Raw genomic sequence first — 16,293 nt, 5'->3', positions numbered from 1 at the left:
AGAAAAGTGAAGAGAATTTTTTATTCTTGCCCAAAACTATAGAATTGTTACCATTCCTATATTGGTCGTGTTGATGTATAGTAACTTTAGATTCTACAATACTGAAAGAAAGAGGGTTATGAATCATCCAGATATTGCGAGACGTGTTTATAATCATACTTGGAAGCTTGATCCTATCATTCGTTCACTTTTGGATACGGATTTTTATAAACTTCTTATGGTACAGATGATTTGGGGGCTTTATCCCAATGTCAATGTTACTTTCTCCCTCATAAATCGTACCAAAACAATACGTCTTGCCGATGATATTGATGAGGGTGAGTTGCGTGCTCAACTTGATCACGCCCTCGGTTTGCGCTTTACAAAAAAAGAAATGATCTGGCTTGCTGGTAATACATTTTATGGACGTAAACAAATTTTCGAGCCAGATTTTCTTCATTGGCTTGAGAACTTTCAACTACCAGAGTATGAACTTATCCGCAAAGATGGCCAATATATCCTCCATTTTCATGGTTTGTGGTCCCATAGCTCCATGTGGGAAATCCCCGCACTTGCTATTATCAGTGAATTACGTTCACGTGCTGCTATGAAAAAACTAGATCGTTTTGCTCTTGATATACTTTATGCACGTGCTAAAGCAAAAATATGGAGTAAAGTTGAACGTCTCAAAAAATTGCCTGATATTAAAATATCTGACTTTGGTACAAGGCGTCGTCATTCTTTTCTATGGCAACGCTGGTGCGTTGAAGCATTAAAAGAAGGTATTGGCAATTCTTTTACGGGGACTTCCAATGTTCTTCTTGCCATGGATACAGATTTAGAAGCCCTTGGAACCAATGCACATGAATTGCCCATGGTCATTGCTGCTCTCGCTAATAATGATAACGAATTGTGTAAAGCACCTTATAAAGTTTTGCAAGATTGGAACCGTTATTATGGTGGAAATCTTCTCATTGTTTTGCCTGATACCTTTGGTACAGAAGCATTTTTACGCAATGCACCAGATTGGGTCGCGGATTGGACGGGTTTCAGACCTGACAGTGCTCCACCTGTTGAAGGTAGCGAACGCATTATCCAATGGTGGAAAGAAAAAGGGAAAGATCCACGTGAAAAGTTATTGATTTTTTCTGATGCCCTTGATGTCAATACAATTGAAAAAACCTATCATCATTTCCATGGGAGAGTGCGTATGATTTTTGGATGGGGAACAGATCTTACCAATGATTTTGCAGACTGTGCACCCCAAGAAATTGCAACCTTTGATGCTCTTCCCCTTGTTTGTAAAGCCACTCATGTCAATGGTCGACCAGCCGTAAAACTCTCAGATAATCCTGAAAAAACCATCGGTAATCCGCAAGAAGTAGAACGTTATCTTAATTTTTTTGGTAATGAAAAACATGTAGCTACACCTATAAAAATTTAATTATAAGCTTATTTGTATAAAATTAAAGACAAACGGCTATAAAATCGATTGCTGATGGATACCACTTTGCTGATGCGGACTCTTTTCGCATTAACAAAATAGCGTAGTATTACTCTGTGAATGTAATCTATAATTGCTTATCAAAGTGATTTTACGAGCATACTTTATTAAGGTGTTCGCACATAGTCCTCTCTGTTCATAAAATTGTTTCATGAATATATTATTCTGTCTCATGAATCCTCTATAAGGCTTATTATCTCATATACATCCTTGATATGGAAACTTTAACCCTAAATTTGAGGATAGAAAGTCTCTGGCAATAACTCTAACGCACCAGCAAAGATAAAAAGAAAATTTGATTCATAAAGCCTTTCATTATCTGTCATTATGAAGATGGACGCGTCACAATATAAATGGCAATCAACAATAAAACAGCCGCCACTAATAAAGCAAACCACCAAGCAGGATGTAGCATCACCAAAAATGATAAAAAGCCTCCCACCATACTCACCACCGCAAAAACTTTAACAAATGGTGGAATAGCTTTCTTTTCTTCCCATTGCTTAATAGGCGGACCGAAAACGCGGTGATTATTCAACCAATGATGAAAACGTGGTGATGAACGCGCAAAACACCATGAAGCAACTAATAAAAAGGGGACAGTTGGCATAATAGGGAGCACTATGCCGATGATACCCAATATAACCATTACCCAACCCACTATAGACGTGAAAATGCGCAAAGAGTGAGATGTAGTAAAATCTTTTTTCATCTTCTAGCACCATTTTCCTCTACGAAAAGTCATCATATATTTTCTCTGCTTTTTACATGCCTTGGTATATAATCACTTCTCAATACCATTTCATTTATAAGCGTATTTCTCGATGATAACTCCTTATCAAGGCATAGAGCAACTTACGCAATATGATAATCATTTCAAAAGTTTCAAGAAAGCAAAATAAATTGTTAAGAAATAAAAAATAAAAAGGCTGCAGAATAAATCAATGCAGCCTCTTAATTATAAATGCAGTGTTGGGGGGAGAATACATACTGCATCCATCTGCTAGACATTAGGAGGAAAACGACCTAGCAGCACGTTTTTTAGTTAAAACAAGCTTGAGAGACAATAGACAAAAACGCATATCTGCTATGCACAGACTTTGTTACACTTAAATTTCCTGAACTGTAACTCGGCGAAAAAAGGTCGACATAAAAATAGTGATAAAAATCAAAGTTAAAATCAACACAATCGTGGAAGCAGAATCAGAACCAAAAAATAAGCTTAGATAAACTCCTAAAAAACCAGAAAAAGCCGCAACAAGTATAGAGATCACCAACATAAAAGAAAAACGCTTTGTGATAAGATAAGCTATTGCTCCAGGTGCTATCAGTAAAGAAATAACGAGAACAATTCCAACAGCCTTCAAAGCTGCAACAATCGTGAGAGAAATCATTGTTAAAAGAGTATAGTGGAGTACTGATATTCGCAACCCCATTGCACGACCTTGAACTGAATCGAAAATATATAGCATAAAATCGCGCCATTTTGCCCCTAGAATACAAGTGACAATAGCAGAAATTATCGCTGTTTGGGTAATATCAAGCCAGTTAACACCCAAGAGATTACCAAATAGAATATGATTCAAATCTAAGCTACTATAAATAGCCGTTGCCAAAACAAGCCCCAAACCAAACATTGATGAAAAAACAACACCCATCACAGTATCCTGTTTGATGCGGCTATTTCTTCCTAAGAAACCTGTTGTAAGAGTACAAACCATACCTGCAACAAAAGCACCACAAGTAATCAAGGTCATTGTAACATTCTCTGGACGTACATGCTGAAACCAAGCAAATGGCAAAGAAGACAAAAATGTTATCATCCACGGTGTTGCCATATAACCCGCAACGACACCTGGAAAAACTGCATGAGAAATTGCATCTCCTAAAAGCGCCCATCCTTTCAAAATAAGAAAACAAGAAAGCATCGCCATTGGAACAGAAAGGATTATGACAATAAGCATGCCTTTAAGCATAAAAGAAAACTGAAAAGGAAGTAGCAATTGATCAATCATGATAACATCACACCTTTTTTTGCCGCATTTATACGTAGGCGCGCAGCAATAAAACCATGTTTAGGAGCAAAAATAAAAGCTAAAATAAACAGAAATGCTTGAAAAAGTACAACAACACCACCCGTTTGCGCATTCAAAAAATAACTCACATAAACACCTAATACACTTGTGAATGTCCCAATTATAACTGCAATAATCAAAACGTTCACAAAACGGTCACTTAAAAGATAAGCTGTTGCTCCAGGCGTCACCACAAGACAAATAACCAAAAACGCCCCAACTGTTTGCATGGCAGCAACAGTACAAGCGGCAAGCAATGTAAAAAAGAGAATCTTTAAAAATTTTACGTTTAATCCAATAGCACGCGCGTGAGTCTCATCGAATAAAGAAACAAGGAGATCCTTCCATTTCACAAGCAATATAAGCAAAGAAAAAAAACCAATAAAAGCCAATTGTATAATATCTGATGAGCTGACAGCTAAAATATTTCCCAAAACGATCGTATCAATATTAACTGCCATTGGTTTTAATGATTTAAGAAACAAGCCAAAAGCAAAAAAGGAAGAAAAAATGAGACCAATAATAGTATCTTCTTTCAGCTTTGTCCGGTGATTAAAAAAGAGCATCGCTGCCGCAGCAAGCCCACCAGAAAAAAAAGCACCAAGAGAAAAAGGTAGTCCTAAAAGGTAAGCTCCTGCTACTCCAGGAACAATCGAATGAGAAAGTGCATCACCAATCAGTGACCAACCTTTTAACATCAAAAAAGCAGAAAGAAAGGCACAAACACACCCAACTAATCCAGAAACCCACATTGCGTTAACCATATATTGGTAACTTAGCGGTTCAAGCAACCAAGATATCATGCAACGTGCTCCACTTTTTCAATATTTTCGAGAACTACAGATTGTTTTCCCGACGTGAAAATATTATTTTTTTTTGCATCTTGAAGATTAAAAATATGATGGTGTAAAGCACCACCAAAAGTCTTCTCAAGATTTTCCTTTGTAAAGACAGTTTCAGTTAATCCAGAAGCCAAAACTGTTCCCTTTACTAAAACAGTGTGATCACAAAATTCACGAACAGAACCTAAATTATGGGTAGAAACTAATATCACAGCTCCTTCTTCACGCAGGTCTTGTAACAAAGCAATAATTTTGTCTTCCGTTGTGACATCAACCCCTGTAAACGGTTCATCTAACAAAATAGCTTTTGCCTGCTGCGCAAGGGCACGCGCCAAAAAAACACGCTTTTTCTGCCCACCAGAAAGTTCACCAATTTGACGTTTGGCAAATGCTAACATATCGACGCGTTCTAATGCGATACGGACAGCTTCATAATCCCGTTCCCGTGCATAACGAAAAAAATTCATGTGACCATACCGCCCCATCAAAACAACATCTTCAACGAGAACAGGAAAATTCCAATCAACATCTTCACTCTGAGGAACATAAGCAATAAGATTTTGTTTTAAAGCCGTATCAACAGGCAAACCAAAAATGCGAATTTTTCCTTTGGATGGTCGTACAAAACCCATAATAGCTTTAAATAATGTTGACTTACCTGATCCATTAACGCCAATCAACGCTGTAATGGAACCTGTTGGACTCTCAAAATTCACGTCGCGCAAAGCTGTATGTCCATTACGATAAGTGACTGTTACCTCTTGAGCAAATATTCCAGATTCTGTCATTGACCCTTTACCCCATCTAATAAGGCATTGCTAATACGCCCACTTGTGACACGTAATAAATCAATATAGGTTGGTACCTCACCATTTTTTTCACTCAGAGAATCAACATACAAAACACCGCCGTATTTAGCCCCTGTCTCTCTCGCAACCTGTTTAGCAGGCGCAGGGGAAATAGTGCTCTCAGAAAAAACTGCTTGTATATTGTGTTTGCGAACCATATCAATAACATGCTTAACTTGCTGTGGCGTTCCTTGCTGATCAGCATTAATTGGCCATAGATAGAGTTCTTTCAGATCAAAATCACGTGCCAAATAGCTAAATGCGCCCTCACTCGTTACAAGCCAACGCTTGTCTTGCGGTACTAATTCCAATTCAGCCTTGATTGGATCAATCGTTGCGCGAATCTTCTGCTTATAAATTTCGGCATTTTCTTTATAAATAGCAGCATTCTCGGGATCGTGCTTTACAAAAGCGTCGCGAATATTATCGACGTAAATCAAAGCAGAGGTTGGCGACATCCACGCATGAGGGTTTGGCTTACCACTGAAAGGCCCCTCACCAATTTTAATCGGCACAATGCCTTTTGAAACAACAACACTTGGAACATCCTTGATATTTTGAAAAAACTTTTCAAACCAAAGTTCCAATTCTAACCCATTCCACAACACAAGATTTGCATCTTGCGCCCGCATAAGATCACGAGGGGTAGGTTGATATTCGTGAATTTCAGCACCTGGTTTGGTGATTGATTCAACATCAGCTGCATCACCTGCTACATTGCGCGCCATATCAGCAATGATCGTGAATGTCGTAACAGCTTTAAATTTGTCAGCGCTAAAAGCGAAATTGGGTGTAAAAAAAACAACACTCCCCCACAATATGGTAAAAAGTATTTTTACGTTCATTGAGCCTCTCTTTATTGCTAATAATTTGCATTATCATTTATGAATAACAGTTATCCTTGACATTTGCAATGAAGGATTCTGACAAAAAATAACTTTTCAAGTTGTTTAAAAACATTCTTTCACACTTAAAAAAACTGATGATTTAAAGAAAATCTGCTTTGTATGGAAAATTTCTTTCAAGAAACTTCATAAACAATGAATGCCAGAAAAATAAGGGAGCGCTTTTGAGTGCTTACTCTTTATAAAATAATCTGATAGAAGAGAAGAAAACTAACAGCGTAAACATGCACCTGTTACCTTAGTGACATTTTCCACCACTTTCAAAGCAAGCTCTTCTAGATCTTCATCCGTTAAAGTCCGTTCAATGGGTTGAATAGTGACTTCAATCGCAACAGATTTTTTATCTTTACCAAGGCTTGAATCTTCAAAAAGATCAAAAACCTGCACTGAATGAATAAGTTTTTTATTCGCTCCACTTGCAGCACGTACGATAAGAGAGGAGGAAACCGTTTTATCAACAACAAATGCAAAATCACGCCGCACCATTTGAAAAGGTGATAGTTTCAATGGAGAACGACTTTTGGTTACCTTTTTCTTTGAATCTGGGATCTTATCAAGAAAAATTTCAAAACCACAGACAGGACCACTTACATCTAACTTTTCCAATGTGACAGGATGAAAAACACCAAAAAAACCAAGAATAATCTTTGATCCAAGCTTCATAACCCCTGAACGACCAGGATGATACCAATTAGGTGCTCCAACTTCAATTTGAATCTTGCCTATATCCATACCGCACGCTTCTAAAACAGCCATTGCATCGGCTTTGGCATCAAAAACATCAACTGTTGCAGCATTACCGTGCCAAAAACGCCCTGCCCCTTCAAATCGTTCTGTTCCTCGACGAATTCCACCAGCAACACATTGCTGTTTATCAGGTGTATCACCTTCATAGATGCTGGAAACCTCAAACAAAGCAAGATCTGGAAAACCATGATCAGCATTTCGCTGTGCTGCCATCAGCAAACTAGGTAAAAGAGAAGGACGCATCACCGACATATCAGCAGAAATAGGATTTACTAATTTAAGCTGTTCTTGACCACCACCAAAAGCAAAAGCCTGACTTTCAGAAATAAAAGACCACGTCACGGCTTCCTTCATGCCACGATATGCTAAAGCTAAACGCGCAATACGTGAATGAACCTGTGCATTTGTCAAAACTGAACCTTTTCCCACTGTAAAATCTGCTAACGGAATAGGTTTAATTTTATCCAACCCATAAATTCTCATTACCTCTTCTACTAAATCAGCTTTATCAGCAATATCAGGACGCCATGTTGGTACTTTAATGGTAACTACATTTCCTTTCCCTTCAATACGAAATCCAAGCTGCATCAAAATAGTAATGGCTTGTTCACGCTCTATTTCTAAGTTTGTCAAACGCTTCATTTCAGAAAAAGGAAAGGCGATTTGTTTGGTTTCTGGTTGCTGATAACCAATGACCTTCGTCTTGGATACCTCACCACCACAAAGGTGTAAGGCTAATTCTGTTGCAATCTCAAGCCCTGTTTCCATAAAAGCCGGATCAACACCCCGCTCAAACCGATAACGCGCATCACTGATAAGCCCTAATGCACGTCCCGTCTGCGCAATACTCTTTGAATCCCAAAGCGCCGACTCAATGATAACGCGACAGGTCTTCTCATCACAGCTCGTTCTTTCACCACCCATAATACCGGCAATCGAAACAACTCCCTCTTCATCTGCAATGACACAATCTTTGACACCCAAATCATAGACTTTTCCATTAAGTGCTTGAAGTTGTTCACCTTCACGACCACAACGCACACTCAAATTCCCTTTAATCTTATCCGCATCAAAAACATGAAGCGGACGACCAAGATCAAAGCTTATGTAATTGGTCATATCAACCAACGCATTAATAGGTCTCAAACCAATTGCACTCAAACGCTGCTGCATCCATTGTGGTGACGCACCATTTTGAACATTGCGTATTTCACGCCAAGCAAAACCTGAACATAGCAATAAGCCTTGCGAAAACTCTAAAGAAACATGAAGCGGTGTTTCAAAAGAAGCATCAAATTGTGGCAACGATAATTCTTTTAATCGCCCAATTCCAGCAGCAGCTAAATCACGCGCGATACCACGAACACCCGTGCAATCAGAACGATTGGGAGTCAAACCAATATCAATGACTGGATCATCTAAACCTGCATAAGCAACGAATGAACCTCCTATAGGTGCATCCTCTGGAAGTTCGATAATCCCATCATGCTCACTTGATAATTCAAGCTCTGCTTGTGAACACATCATCCCAAAACTTTTAACCCCGCGAATTTTTCCTACAGACAAGGTCACATCAAGTCCTGGCACATAAGTGCCTGGCAATGCAAGAACACCAACAAGTCCAGCACGTGCATTTGGCGCCCCACAAACAATTTGCATAGGCATACCAGACCCCGTGTCTACTGATAAAATCTGTAATTTATCTGCGTCAGGATGTTTTGTTGCTGTTAAAACTTTTGCAATCACAAAACCTTTTAAAGAAGAACGGTCATCAACATGATCAACCTCAAGACCGATAGCGGTTAGTTTATCGCAAATTTCATTCAAAGATGCATCTGTCTCTAAGTGATCTTTCAACCAAGACAATGTCAATTTCATTTTAAAACCTCACATCAAAGCTATGATAAGATCACACATTATTTAAAGCAGGAAAAAAGCAGGCATATCAAAGCAACGAAAGCCATAATGATCTAGCCAACGCAGATCAGCATCAAAAAAAGCTCGCAAATCAGGCATACCGTATTTCAACATGGCAATGCGATCAATGCCCATTCCCCACGCAAATCCCTGATATTCATCGGGATCTAAACCAACATTCTTTAATACATGAGGATGAACCATTCCACATCCCAAAATTTCCAGCCAATCCTGTCCTTCACCGAATTTTACTTCTGAACCAGAACGATCACACTGGATATCCACTTCCATAGATGGTTCCGTAAAAGGAAAAAAAGAGGGACGAAAACGCATCTTCACAGATGAAACTTCAAAAAAAGCTTTACAAAAAGTCTCATGAAGCCACATCATATGTGCAATGTTAGAGGTTTTATCAATCACAAGACCTTCTACTTGATGAAACATTGGTGAATGAGTTGCATCTGAATCCATACGGTAAGTTTTTCCAGGAATAATGATACGTATGGGTGCTTTTTGTTTTTCCATCGTACGAATTTGCACGGGTGATGTATGGGTGCGCAATAATTTGCGCTCTCCTGTTTTACCGACATCAAAAAAGAAAGTATCATGCATTTCGCGTGCTGGATGTCCTTCAGGAAAATTCAATGCCGTAAAATTGTAATAATCTGTTTCAATATCTGGTCCTTCTGCAAGTGAAAAACCCATATTTGTGTAAATAGCTATAATTTCTTCAATCACCTGTGAGATAGGATGGATACGCCCCCGTTCTATAGGTGAAGAACGAACAGGTAAGGTTACATCAACCGTTTCGCTAGAAAGGCGAGCATCCATTGCTTGTCTCTTAAGAAGATCACGCCTTTGCATCCATAACTCTAAAACACGATTTTTTAACCCATTAAGAGCTGGCCCCATTTTATGGCGTTCTTCAGCGCTCATCTTTCCTAATGTTTTTAATTTTTCAGAGATGCTCCCTTTTTTGCCTAACGCCGCAATACGCACTGCTTCAAGTGCCTGTTCATTATCCGCTGCTTCTAAAGCTAAACAAATTTCTTGTTCCAGATGCTCAACATCGCTCATCTTTTTGCCTATTTTTTTAATAAAAAAAACCCGCACTCGTAAAAACCAGTACGGGACCCTGAATAAATGAATGCTTTAAGAGAACACGACTGGCTTACTTGACAGCGCCTTCAAAAGCATTAGGCGTCGTGTCTTTTAAATATTCCAAAGCCTTCTTTGCACAAACTACTAAAGTAGAAAAAGCTTCTGCTTCGTGAACTGCTATATCTGAAAGAACTTTACGATCAACCTCAACACCAGCCTTTGATAAACCATCAATAAAGCGCGCATAAGTTAAACCTTCTGCACGAACAGCGGCATTAATTCTCTGAATCCACAAAGCACGGAAAGTACGTTTTCTATTCTTGCGATCACGATAAGCGTACTGCTTTGAACGATCAACCGCTGCTTTAGCTGCACGAATAGTATTTTTGCGCCGGCCGTAAAAACCTTCAGCCTGTTTCAGAACTTTTTTGTGCTTAGCATGCGCTGTCGCACCCCTTTTTACACGTGCCATGTAATAATCTCCTAAAAATCAAAAGCGTAAAGTTTAAACACCATTTGGCAAATAATACTGAATGACTTTTTTAGCATCTTGTTCGCTCAAAACCATCGTTCCACGGGCATCACGAATAAATTTATTTGAACGCTTAATCATGCCGTGACGTTTGCCAGCAGCTGTTACTTTAACTTTGCCTGACGCAGTGATTTTAAACCGCTTCTTAGCGGACGACTTGGTCTTCATCTTGGGCATTTTGCTACTCCATACAATTTTATTTATTCAAGTGGACCTATTCACTCAAGCGAAACAACGGCGGAACAACGCTTGAATAAGCATTTAAACAGCCACGGCATGCCCTGCCGGGCGGTTCTAACAGCGTTTTCATAAGCTAGTATACACAAAATAGCAAGACCATATCAAAAAAAAATCGGAGACCCATTGCCTTGAACTTCAACCAAAGGTGCTGGAATTGCATTTGTTTTGATGGCTGCTTTACACAGATCAGCAATAATACATTGCGTACATTGTGCTTTACGCGCTTGGCAAATATAACGCCCATGTAAAATAAGCCAATGATGCGCATGACGAAGATAATGCACCGGTATAATCTTTAGTAACTTTTCTTCAACAATCTCTGGTGTTTTGCCAAATGCTAAACCAAGACGGTTTCCAAGCCGAAAAATATGCGTATCTACCGCCAATGTAGGCTGATCAAAAGCAACATTCAAAACAACATTAGCCGTTTTACGCCCTACTCCAGGAAGTGCCATAAGTGCTTCACGTTTATCAGGCACTTGACCACCATAGTGATCAATTAAAAAATTGCAAAGTGCATAAACATTACGCGCTTTTGCACGCCAAAGACCAATTGTACGAATATGACGTGCAATTTCTTCTTCTCCTAATGCAACCATTTTTTCCGGTTGATCAGCGAGGCGAAATAATTCTTTTGTCGCTTTATTCACACTCGTATCTGTAGCCTGAGCTGAAAGAACAACCGCAACTAAAAGAGTAAAAACATTGGTATAGATAAGATCACTCTTAGGAGTGGGACGTTGAATAGAAAAACGACGAAATATTTCTTCAATTTCGTCTTTGCTATACAATATTTTAACAGATTTTCGTGTCTGTGATAACTTTATTTTTCTTTGAATCATTGAACTCTCTTATCTTCTCTCTTGAAGTTATCATCCACACTCGCCATATTGAGAGAGATGTAGCGAGCACTTTGTTATAGAGCTTGGTTTAAGTAGAGTCGCTTTGAAGAGGACACTCACAATGACACATGTGACGCCTTTCTCCAATCCCTTTCTTTTAGGATTTGAAACTATAGAAAAAGCATTGCGACGTATTGGTAAAGCTGATGAGGCTTATCCGGCCTATAATATTGAACGTTTGCACAAAAACGACGACACAAACCATATACGCATAACTTTGGCTGTTGCTGGATTTAAAGTCAATAACCTCAATATCTTGCTTGACAACAATCAACTAATCATTCATGGTAAACAAGCGGATAGTCAAAATCATGAGTATTTATATCGCGGTATAGCGGCACGTCAATTTCAACGCATCTTTGTTCTCGCTGAGGGAATGCATGTTACAAATGCTGAGTTGAAAAATGGTCTCTTATCAATTAATCTGCATCAACCGAAATCAAAAAAGCAAACAGTACAGATTCCGATCAATTGTAGTAGCGGTGAGTAATAAACATTAAAGCGTAAAGGAGTAGTGAAATGGGAGAGCACAAACAGAACCTGCCGTTGCAAGATACAACTCACTCCGATACGGGGCAAATTGCTTATTTAAAAAAGGTTTGTACAGATGATTTGGCTAAAAACTTTCCAGATCTTCCACCAATGACCCCAGGCATTACAATATGGGCTCTCTTTGGTGAAACAGGCTATCCAATCATTTTATCCGATGAGCGTGCTATCGCTCTTGCAGGAGCCAATGAGCATGAACTGAAAATTGTAACTCTGCACTAAATTGTTGCACAAAAAATAATGAAAGCATCTACTCTATTAGTCTTGTATGAGAAAGCACGACGAACGATAAGCCTTTTTATGAATAAATTGGAAATAAATCATTCCGGTTTCGGAAATATCGTAATTTTTTTAACCAAAAAGCGCGGTTATGTTTAACTTCTTACTATCCTCTTACAGACTATCAATCTTTTGGATGATGCTATCTGTTTTTTCTTTGATATTCTGCTGTCTTGTTTTTACTAAGAAGGAATCTTTGTTGATTAATATTCTTTGAATTTATTCTGTTATCGACATTTATCTTGAACTTTTTACCTTCTAATATTGCATTTCTTTATTAACAAAGGCTTTGATAAAAAATACTCCCATGATATTCTTAAATACATTGAAAGCGTTTTTTGTCATCTGGATTTATTCAACCCGTGTAACCAGAAAAACTACATTCGTTCGTTCCAGACATAATAAATTCCGTATTTAAGTCTATACCAATCTAATCCCTGTTGCGAATATCCTCCTTTAACGCCACCCACATGCCTTTAATTGTTGTTCATATTGTTTAGACATTTTTGTCATACGCTGTGCCGCTCGGACAAGCGCTGCACTTACATACCCTCTACTACGCGCATAAGCACCATGTCCCATATGATAATTTAAATAAAGGCTATATGCATCATCAAACCTCACACCGTTGCGTTGAACACTTTGGCGATGGTACCAAGCAACAAAATCAGCGGCATCTGCAAAATTAGTCCGCCATGCAAAAGTCCGTCCCGTAGAGCGGAGATACATTGCCCATGTACTATCAAGTGCCTGAGAATAACCATATGCTGTCGATCTACGTTTCCATGGAATAAAACCAAAAAGTTTGGTGCGTGGAGGACGTGCATTGTGACGAAAATTCGATTCCATCCTAATGGTTGCAAGAATAATAGGCATAGGAATCCCATAGCGCATTTCTGCGCGTTTAGAAGCTTTTCCCCAATTATCAAAAAAACCATTTTTTTGCGCTAAAATGGCGCAAGCATTGTTTGTATAAATCGGAGAGGTTGTTGCACATCCCTCTAGTAGAAACACCAATGCCCCCCAAAAAAAGCTCCGCATATTCTCTTTTCCTCTCATTAGGAAACTAATGCGATTATGGATACTAAAAAATTATTACTAATCAATAAAGAATCTTGTAATTACTGGGAGCCTTATTTTACTCCTCATCTACCAAATGCAATGTTTGAGATTGAATAGAAGTTGTCATTTTCGTTGGCTCAAAGCTATTCTCTTTTAACTCAAAAGTTTCAATGCGATTAGCTCGTTTCATAATTTTGGAAGATGATATTAAAATTCCCTCTATATCTTCACCCGCTTTGTAAAAATGCTTCTGTAACGCGCGAACACGCGTATCCATTCGTCCAAAATCCTCCATTAACTTTGCCACTTCCGACTGAATCAAGTGAGCTTGTTCACGCATCCGCGCATCCTTCATAATGGTTTGTACAACCTGAACAGATAACATCAACAAAGATGGTGATACAATAATCACATGGGATCGATTGGCTTTTTGTACCAATGGCTCAAAATCTTCATAAATTGTTGCAAAAATCGATTCCGAGGGCACAAAGAGAAAAGCAGTGTCGTGTGTTTCTCCCGGAATTAAATATTTTTGTGCAATATCGCGAATATGAACTTCCATGTCGGTACGGAATTGGCGTTCTGCTTCCTGACGTTCTTGCGCTGATGTTGCTTTACGCATGGCATTCCAAGCCTCTAAAGGAAATTTTGCATCAATCACAAGAGAAGGTGCCTTATTCGGCATATGAATAAGACAATCTGGGCGCTTTCCATTAGAGAGAACTGCCTGAAAAGCATAAGCATTTGTTGGTAGGGCATCGGCAATAATTGCTTCCATCCTCCCCTGACCAAAAGTGCCACGTGTCTGCTTATTGCTTAAAATAGCCTGCAACTGAACAACCTGCCCTGTAAGCGACTGAATATTATTTTGCGCCGCATCAATCACCGCTAAACGTTCTTGCAAACGAGCCAAATTTTCATAAGTAGATTTGGTCTGCACCTGAAGCGTTTGACCCAAATTGGTTGTCATCCCATTGAGTTGCTCACTGAGTGACTTATTCAATTCAGCCTGCCTTTGCCCAAAAATTTCTGCCATAGTCTGCATTCGCCCTTGCATTTCAGCTTGTGTTTTTAGCAATGTAGCCATCTGCATTTGTGCCTCACGAGCACGTTCAGCAGTTTCATTTTCCCAAAGTGCCTTTCTCCGATGAGAATGTATCAGCATAAAAAACACCAAACAAATGAGTATCAATAAAAGTAGAGCACTCAATTTAGCAAAAGACTCATCTGCAAGCGTAAAAAGAAAAAACGAATCAAACATACCAAGTAATATAATGCTCTTATCATAAAAAAGCGCAAGAATTCGTTATTCAATATTGACCCATAACAAACCATTGATTAATTTGTACTTATGTCACTTAACTCTTTAATTATTTTACCTGATCCAATTTTACGGGAAGTCTCCAAACCCGTAGAGCATGTCGATTCAACTCTTCAGAAGCTTGCTGATGATATGTTGGACATAATGTATGAGGCCCAAGGCGTTGGTCTTGCTGCTATCCAAATTGGTGTACCGCTGCGTATGTTGGTCATAGATGTCTCTGGAGATGATATCCAAAAAAATCCGCTTGTTATTATTAACCCAAAAATCTTATGGCTTTCTGATGAGCGTAATATTTATAAAGAAGGCTGCCTCTCTATTCCTGAATATTATGCGGAAGTTGAACGTCCCAAACGCCTTTGTGTTCGCTATCAAGATCGACAAGGAAAACAAACAGAAATTGAGGCTGATGATCTCCTAGCGACTTGCTTACAACACGAAATTGACCATTTGAACGGCTGCCTTTTTATAGATCATATTTCAAAAATCAAACGTGATATGGTGATACGAAAATTTAAAAAACGAGCAAAAGAAAAAAACGCACAGGAAGCAGTTTTGTAATGGCATTACGGTTAAGTTTTATGGGAACACCTGATTTTTCTGTTCCTATTTTACATGCTTTGTTGAATGCGGGACATGATATTGTAGCTGTTTACAGCCAACCCCCTCGCCCAGCAGGACGTCGTGGTCTTAAACCGATCCCCTCACCTGTTCAAAATGCCGCACAAGAAAAATGCATCCCTGTGTTCACTCCTCAAACGTTAAAAACAGGTGAACAACAAGCCCAACTTACAGCACTTTGTGTTGATGCTGTTGTTGTTGTCGCCTATGGGCTCCTCTTACCGAAAGCTATTCTTGAAACACCACGTTTTGGTTGTTTTAATGCCCATGCTTCACTCTTACCACGTTGGCGTGGCGCTGCTCCTATTCAGCGTGCAATTATGGCTGGTGATAAAAAAACAGGGATGATGATTATGAAAATGGATGAAGGACTTGATACAGGACCTATTGCTCTCTCCCACTCCATCCCTATCACCGATAACATGACGACCTGTGAACTTTCAGACAAACTTTCACATATAGGTGCAGAACTTATGGTAAAAGCTCTGTCAGCTCTTGAAAAAGGACAGCTTAAACTTACCCCACAATCAGAAGAAGGCATAACCTATGCCTCTAAAATCAAAAAGGAAGAGACTCGGATCGATTGGACAAAACCAGCAGAACTTATTCATAGGTATATTCGTGCACTTTTTCCCTCTCCTAGTTGCTGGTGCAACATGAATATCGGTGGACGAGAAGAGCGCGTAAAAATTCTTGGAAGTCGCTTAACAATGGGTCCTTCTCTTGAAATTGGTCGGATAGAACCAAATTCTTTGATTGTCCACTGCGGAAAGGGACGTTTAGAAATAACTCATCTCCAAAGATCTGGTGGTAAAATTCTTGATAGCGCCACATTTTTGCGAGGCGCTCATATTTCTGCTGTTTTTTAA

The 16,293-nt window shown here is 39.1% G+C and carries 17 protein-coding genes; 5 read left to right on the top strand and 12 right to left on the bottom strand.

Annotated elements, in window-relative coordinates; translation table 11 throughout:
• Positions 1–118: 118 nt before the first annotated feature.
• On the top strand, positions 119–1,423 hold the full coding sequence (gene pncB / locus MCO_RS02210) for a nicotinate phosphoribosyltransferase (protein WP_007552339.1): 1,305 nt from the start codon (positions 119–121) through the stop codon (positions 1,421–1,423).
• 385 nt (positions 1,424–1,808) lie between these two features.
• Here pncB and MCO_RS02205 read toward each other — a convergent pair whose 3' ends face one another.
• The 10 genes from MCO_RS02205 to nth form a co-directional block, all read right to left on the bottom strand.
• On the bottom strand, positions 1,809–2,195 hold the full coding sequence (locus tag MCO_RS02205; RefSeq protein WP_007552337.1) for a YbaN family protein: 387 nt from the start codon (positions 2,193–2,195) through the stop codon (positions 1,809–1,811).
• Between the two features lie 397 nt (positions 2,196–2,592).
• Positions 2,593–3,498, bottom strand: coding sequence for a metal ABC transporter permease (locus MCO_RS02200; RefSeq protein ID WP_007552335.1), 906 nt, complete (start codon positions 3,496–3,498; stop codon positions 2,593–2,595).
• Positions 3,495–4,361: a metal ABC transporter permease gene (locus tag MCO_RS02195; protein ID WP_007552334.1), complete on the bottom strand. Its 867-nt coding sequence runs from the start codon at positions 4,359–4,361 to the stop codon at positions 3,495–3,497. The genes MCO_RS02200 and MCO_RS02195 overlap by 4 nt, the downstream gene beginning before the upstream one ends.
• Entirely contained in the window at positions 4,358–5,188 is an 831-nt protein-coding gene (locus MCO_RS02190) for a manganese/iron ABC transporter ATP-binding protein (RefSeq protein WP_007552333.1), read from the bottom strand. Before MCO_RS02190 ends, MCO_RS02195 begins: the two co-directional genes overlap by 4 nt.
• Positions 5,185–6,093 (bottom strand): metal ABC transporter substrate-binding protein, encoded by a 909-nt coding sequence (locus tag MCO_RS02185; protein WP_007552332.1) that lies wholly within the window; start codon positions 6,091–6,093, stop codon positions 5,185–5,187. The genes MCO_RS02190 and MCO_RS02185 overlap by 4 nt, the downstream gene beginning before the upstream one ends.
• Before the next feature lie 270 nt (positions 6,094–6,363).
• Positions 6,364–8,778 carry a phenylalanine--tRNA ligase subunit beta gene (gene pheT, locus MCO_RS02180; protein ID WP_007552331.1) on the bottom strand — a complete coding sequence of 805 codons (2,415 nt, stop codon included), beginning with the start codon at positions 8,776–8,778 and terminating at the stop codon, positions 6,364–6,366.
• Positions 8,779–8,820: 42 nt separating this feature from the next.
• On the bottom strand, positions 8,821–9,894 hold the full coding sequence (gene pheS, locus MCO_RS02175) for a phenylalanine--tRNA ligase subunit alpha (protein WP_007552330.1): 1,074 nt from the start codon (positions 9,892–9,894) through the stop codon (positions 8,821–8,823).
• 94 nt (positions 9,895–9,988) lie between these two features.
• On the bottom strand, positions 9,989–10,390 hold the full coding sequence (gene rplT, locus MCO_RS02170; protein ID WP_007552329.1) for a 50S ribosomal protein L20: 402 nt from the start codon (positions 10,388–10,390) through the stop codon (positions 9,989–9,991).
• 33 nt (positions 10,391–10,423) lie between these two features.
• Positions 10,424–10,627 (bottom strand): 50S ribosomal protein L35, encoded by a 204-nt coding sequence (rpmI, locus tag MCO_RS02165; RefSeq protein WP_007552328.1) that lies wholly within the window; start codon positions 10,625–10,627, stop codon positions 10,424–10,426.
• Positions 10,628–10,791: 164 nt separating this feature from the next.
• Positions 10,792–11,532 (bottom strand): endonuclease III, encoded by a 741-nt coding sequence (nth, locus tag MCO_RS02160; RefSeq protein WP_007552327.1) that lies wholly within the window; start codon positions 11,530–11,532, stop codon positions 10,792–10,794.
• Between the two features lie 121 nt (positions 11,533–11,653).
• Here nth and MCO_RS02155 point away from each other — a divergent pair, with 121 nt between their 5' ends.
• Positions 11,654–12,082: an Hsp20 family protein gene (locus MCO_RS02155; RefSeq protein WP_007552325.1), complete on the top strand. Its 429-nt coding sequence runs from the start codon at positions 11,654–11,656 to the stop codon at positions 12,080–12,082.
• Between the two features lie 29 nt (positions 12,083–12,111).
• Complete coding sequence (locus MCO_RS02150) at positions 12,112–12,363, top strand: DUF1150 family protein (protein WP_007552323.1); 252 nt, start codon at positions 12,112–12,114, stop codon at positions 12,361–12,363.
• Positions 12,364–12,876: 513 nt separating this feature from the next.
• Here MCO_RS02150 and MCO_RS02145 read toward each other — a convergent pair.
• Together MCO_RS02145 and MCO_RS02140 are read right to left on the bottom strand one after the other, a co-directional pair.
• A complete protein-coding gene (locus tag MCO_RS02145; protein ID WP_007552321.1) occupies positions 12,877–13,461 on the bottom strand; it encodes a hypothetical protein in 585 nt (194 codons plus the stop codon).
• A gap of 97 nt (positions 13,462–13,558) precedes the next feature.
• Positions 13,559–14,743, bottom strand: coding sequence for a DNA recombination protein RmuC (locus MCO_RS02140; RefSeq protein WP_007552320.1), 1,185 nt, complete (start codon positions 14,741–14,743; stop codon positions 13,559–13,561).
• 90 nt (positions 14,744–14,833) lie between these two features.
• Between MCO_RS02140 and def the strand changes: the two genes are divergently transcribed.
• Together def and fmt are read left to right on the top strand one after the other, a co-directional pair.
• Positions 14,834–15,364 (top strand): peptide deformylase, encoded by a 531-nt coding sequence (def, locus tag MCO_RS02135; protein ID WP_007552319.1) that lies wholly within the window; start codon positions 14,834–14,836, stop codon positions 15,362–15,364.
• Complete coding sequence (gene fmt, locus MCO_RS02130) at positions 15,364–16,293, top strand: methionyl-tRNA formyltransferase (RefSeq protein WP_007552318.1); 930 nt, start codon at positions 15,364–15,366, stop codon at positions 16,291–16,293. The genes def and fmt overlap by 1 nt, the downstream gene beginning before the upstream one ends.

This window comes from Bartonella sp. DB5-6 (assembly GCF_000278115.1).
Lineage (GTDB): Bacteria > Pseudomonadota > Alphaproteobacteria > Rhizobiales > Rhizobiaceae > Bartonella > Bartonella refiksaydamii.
The sequence above is the reverse complement of the archived record's forward strand: the minus strand, read 5'-3'. Positions and strand labels throughout refer to the sequence as shown.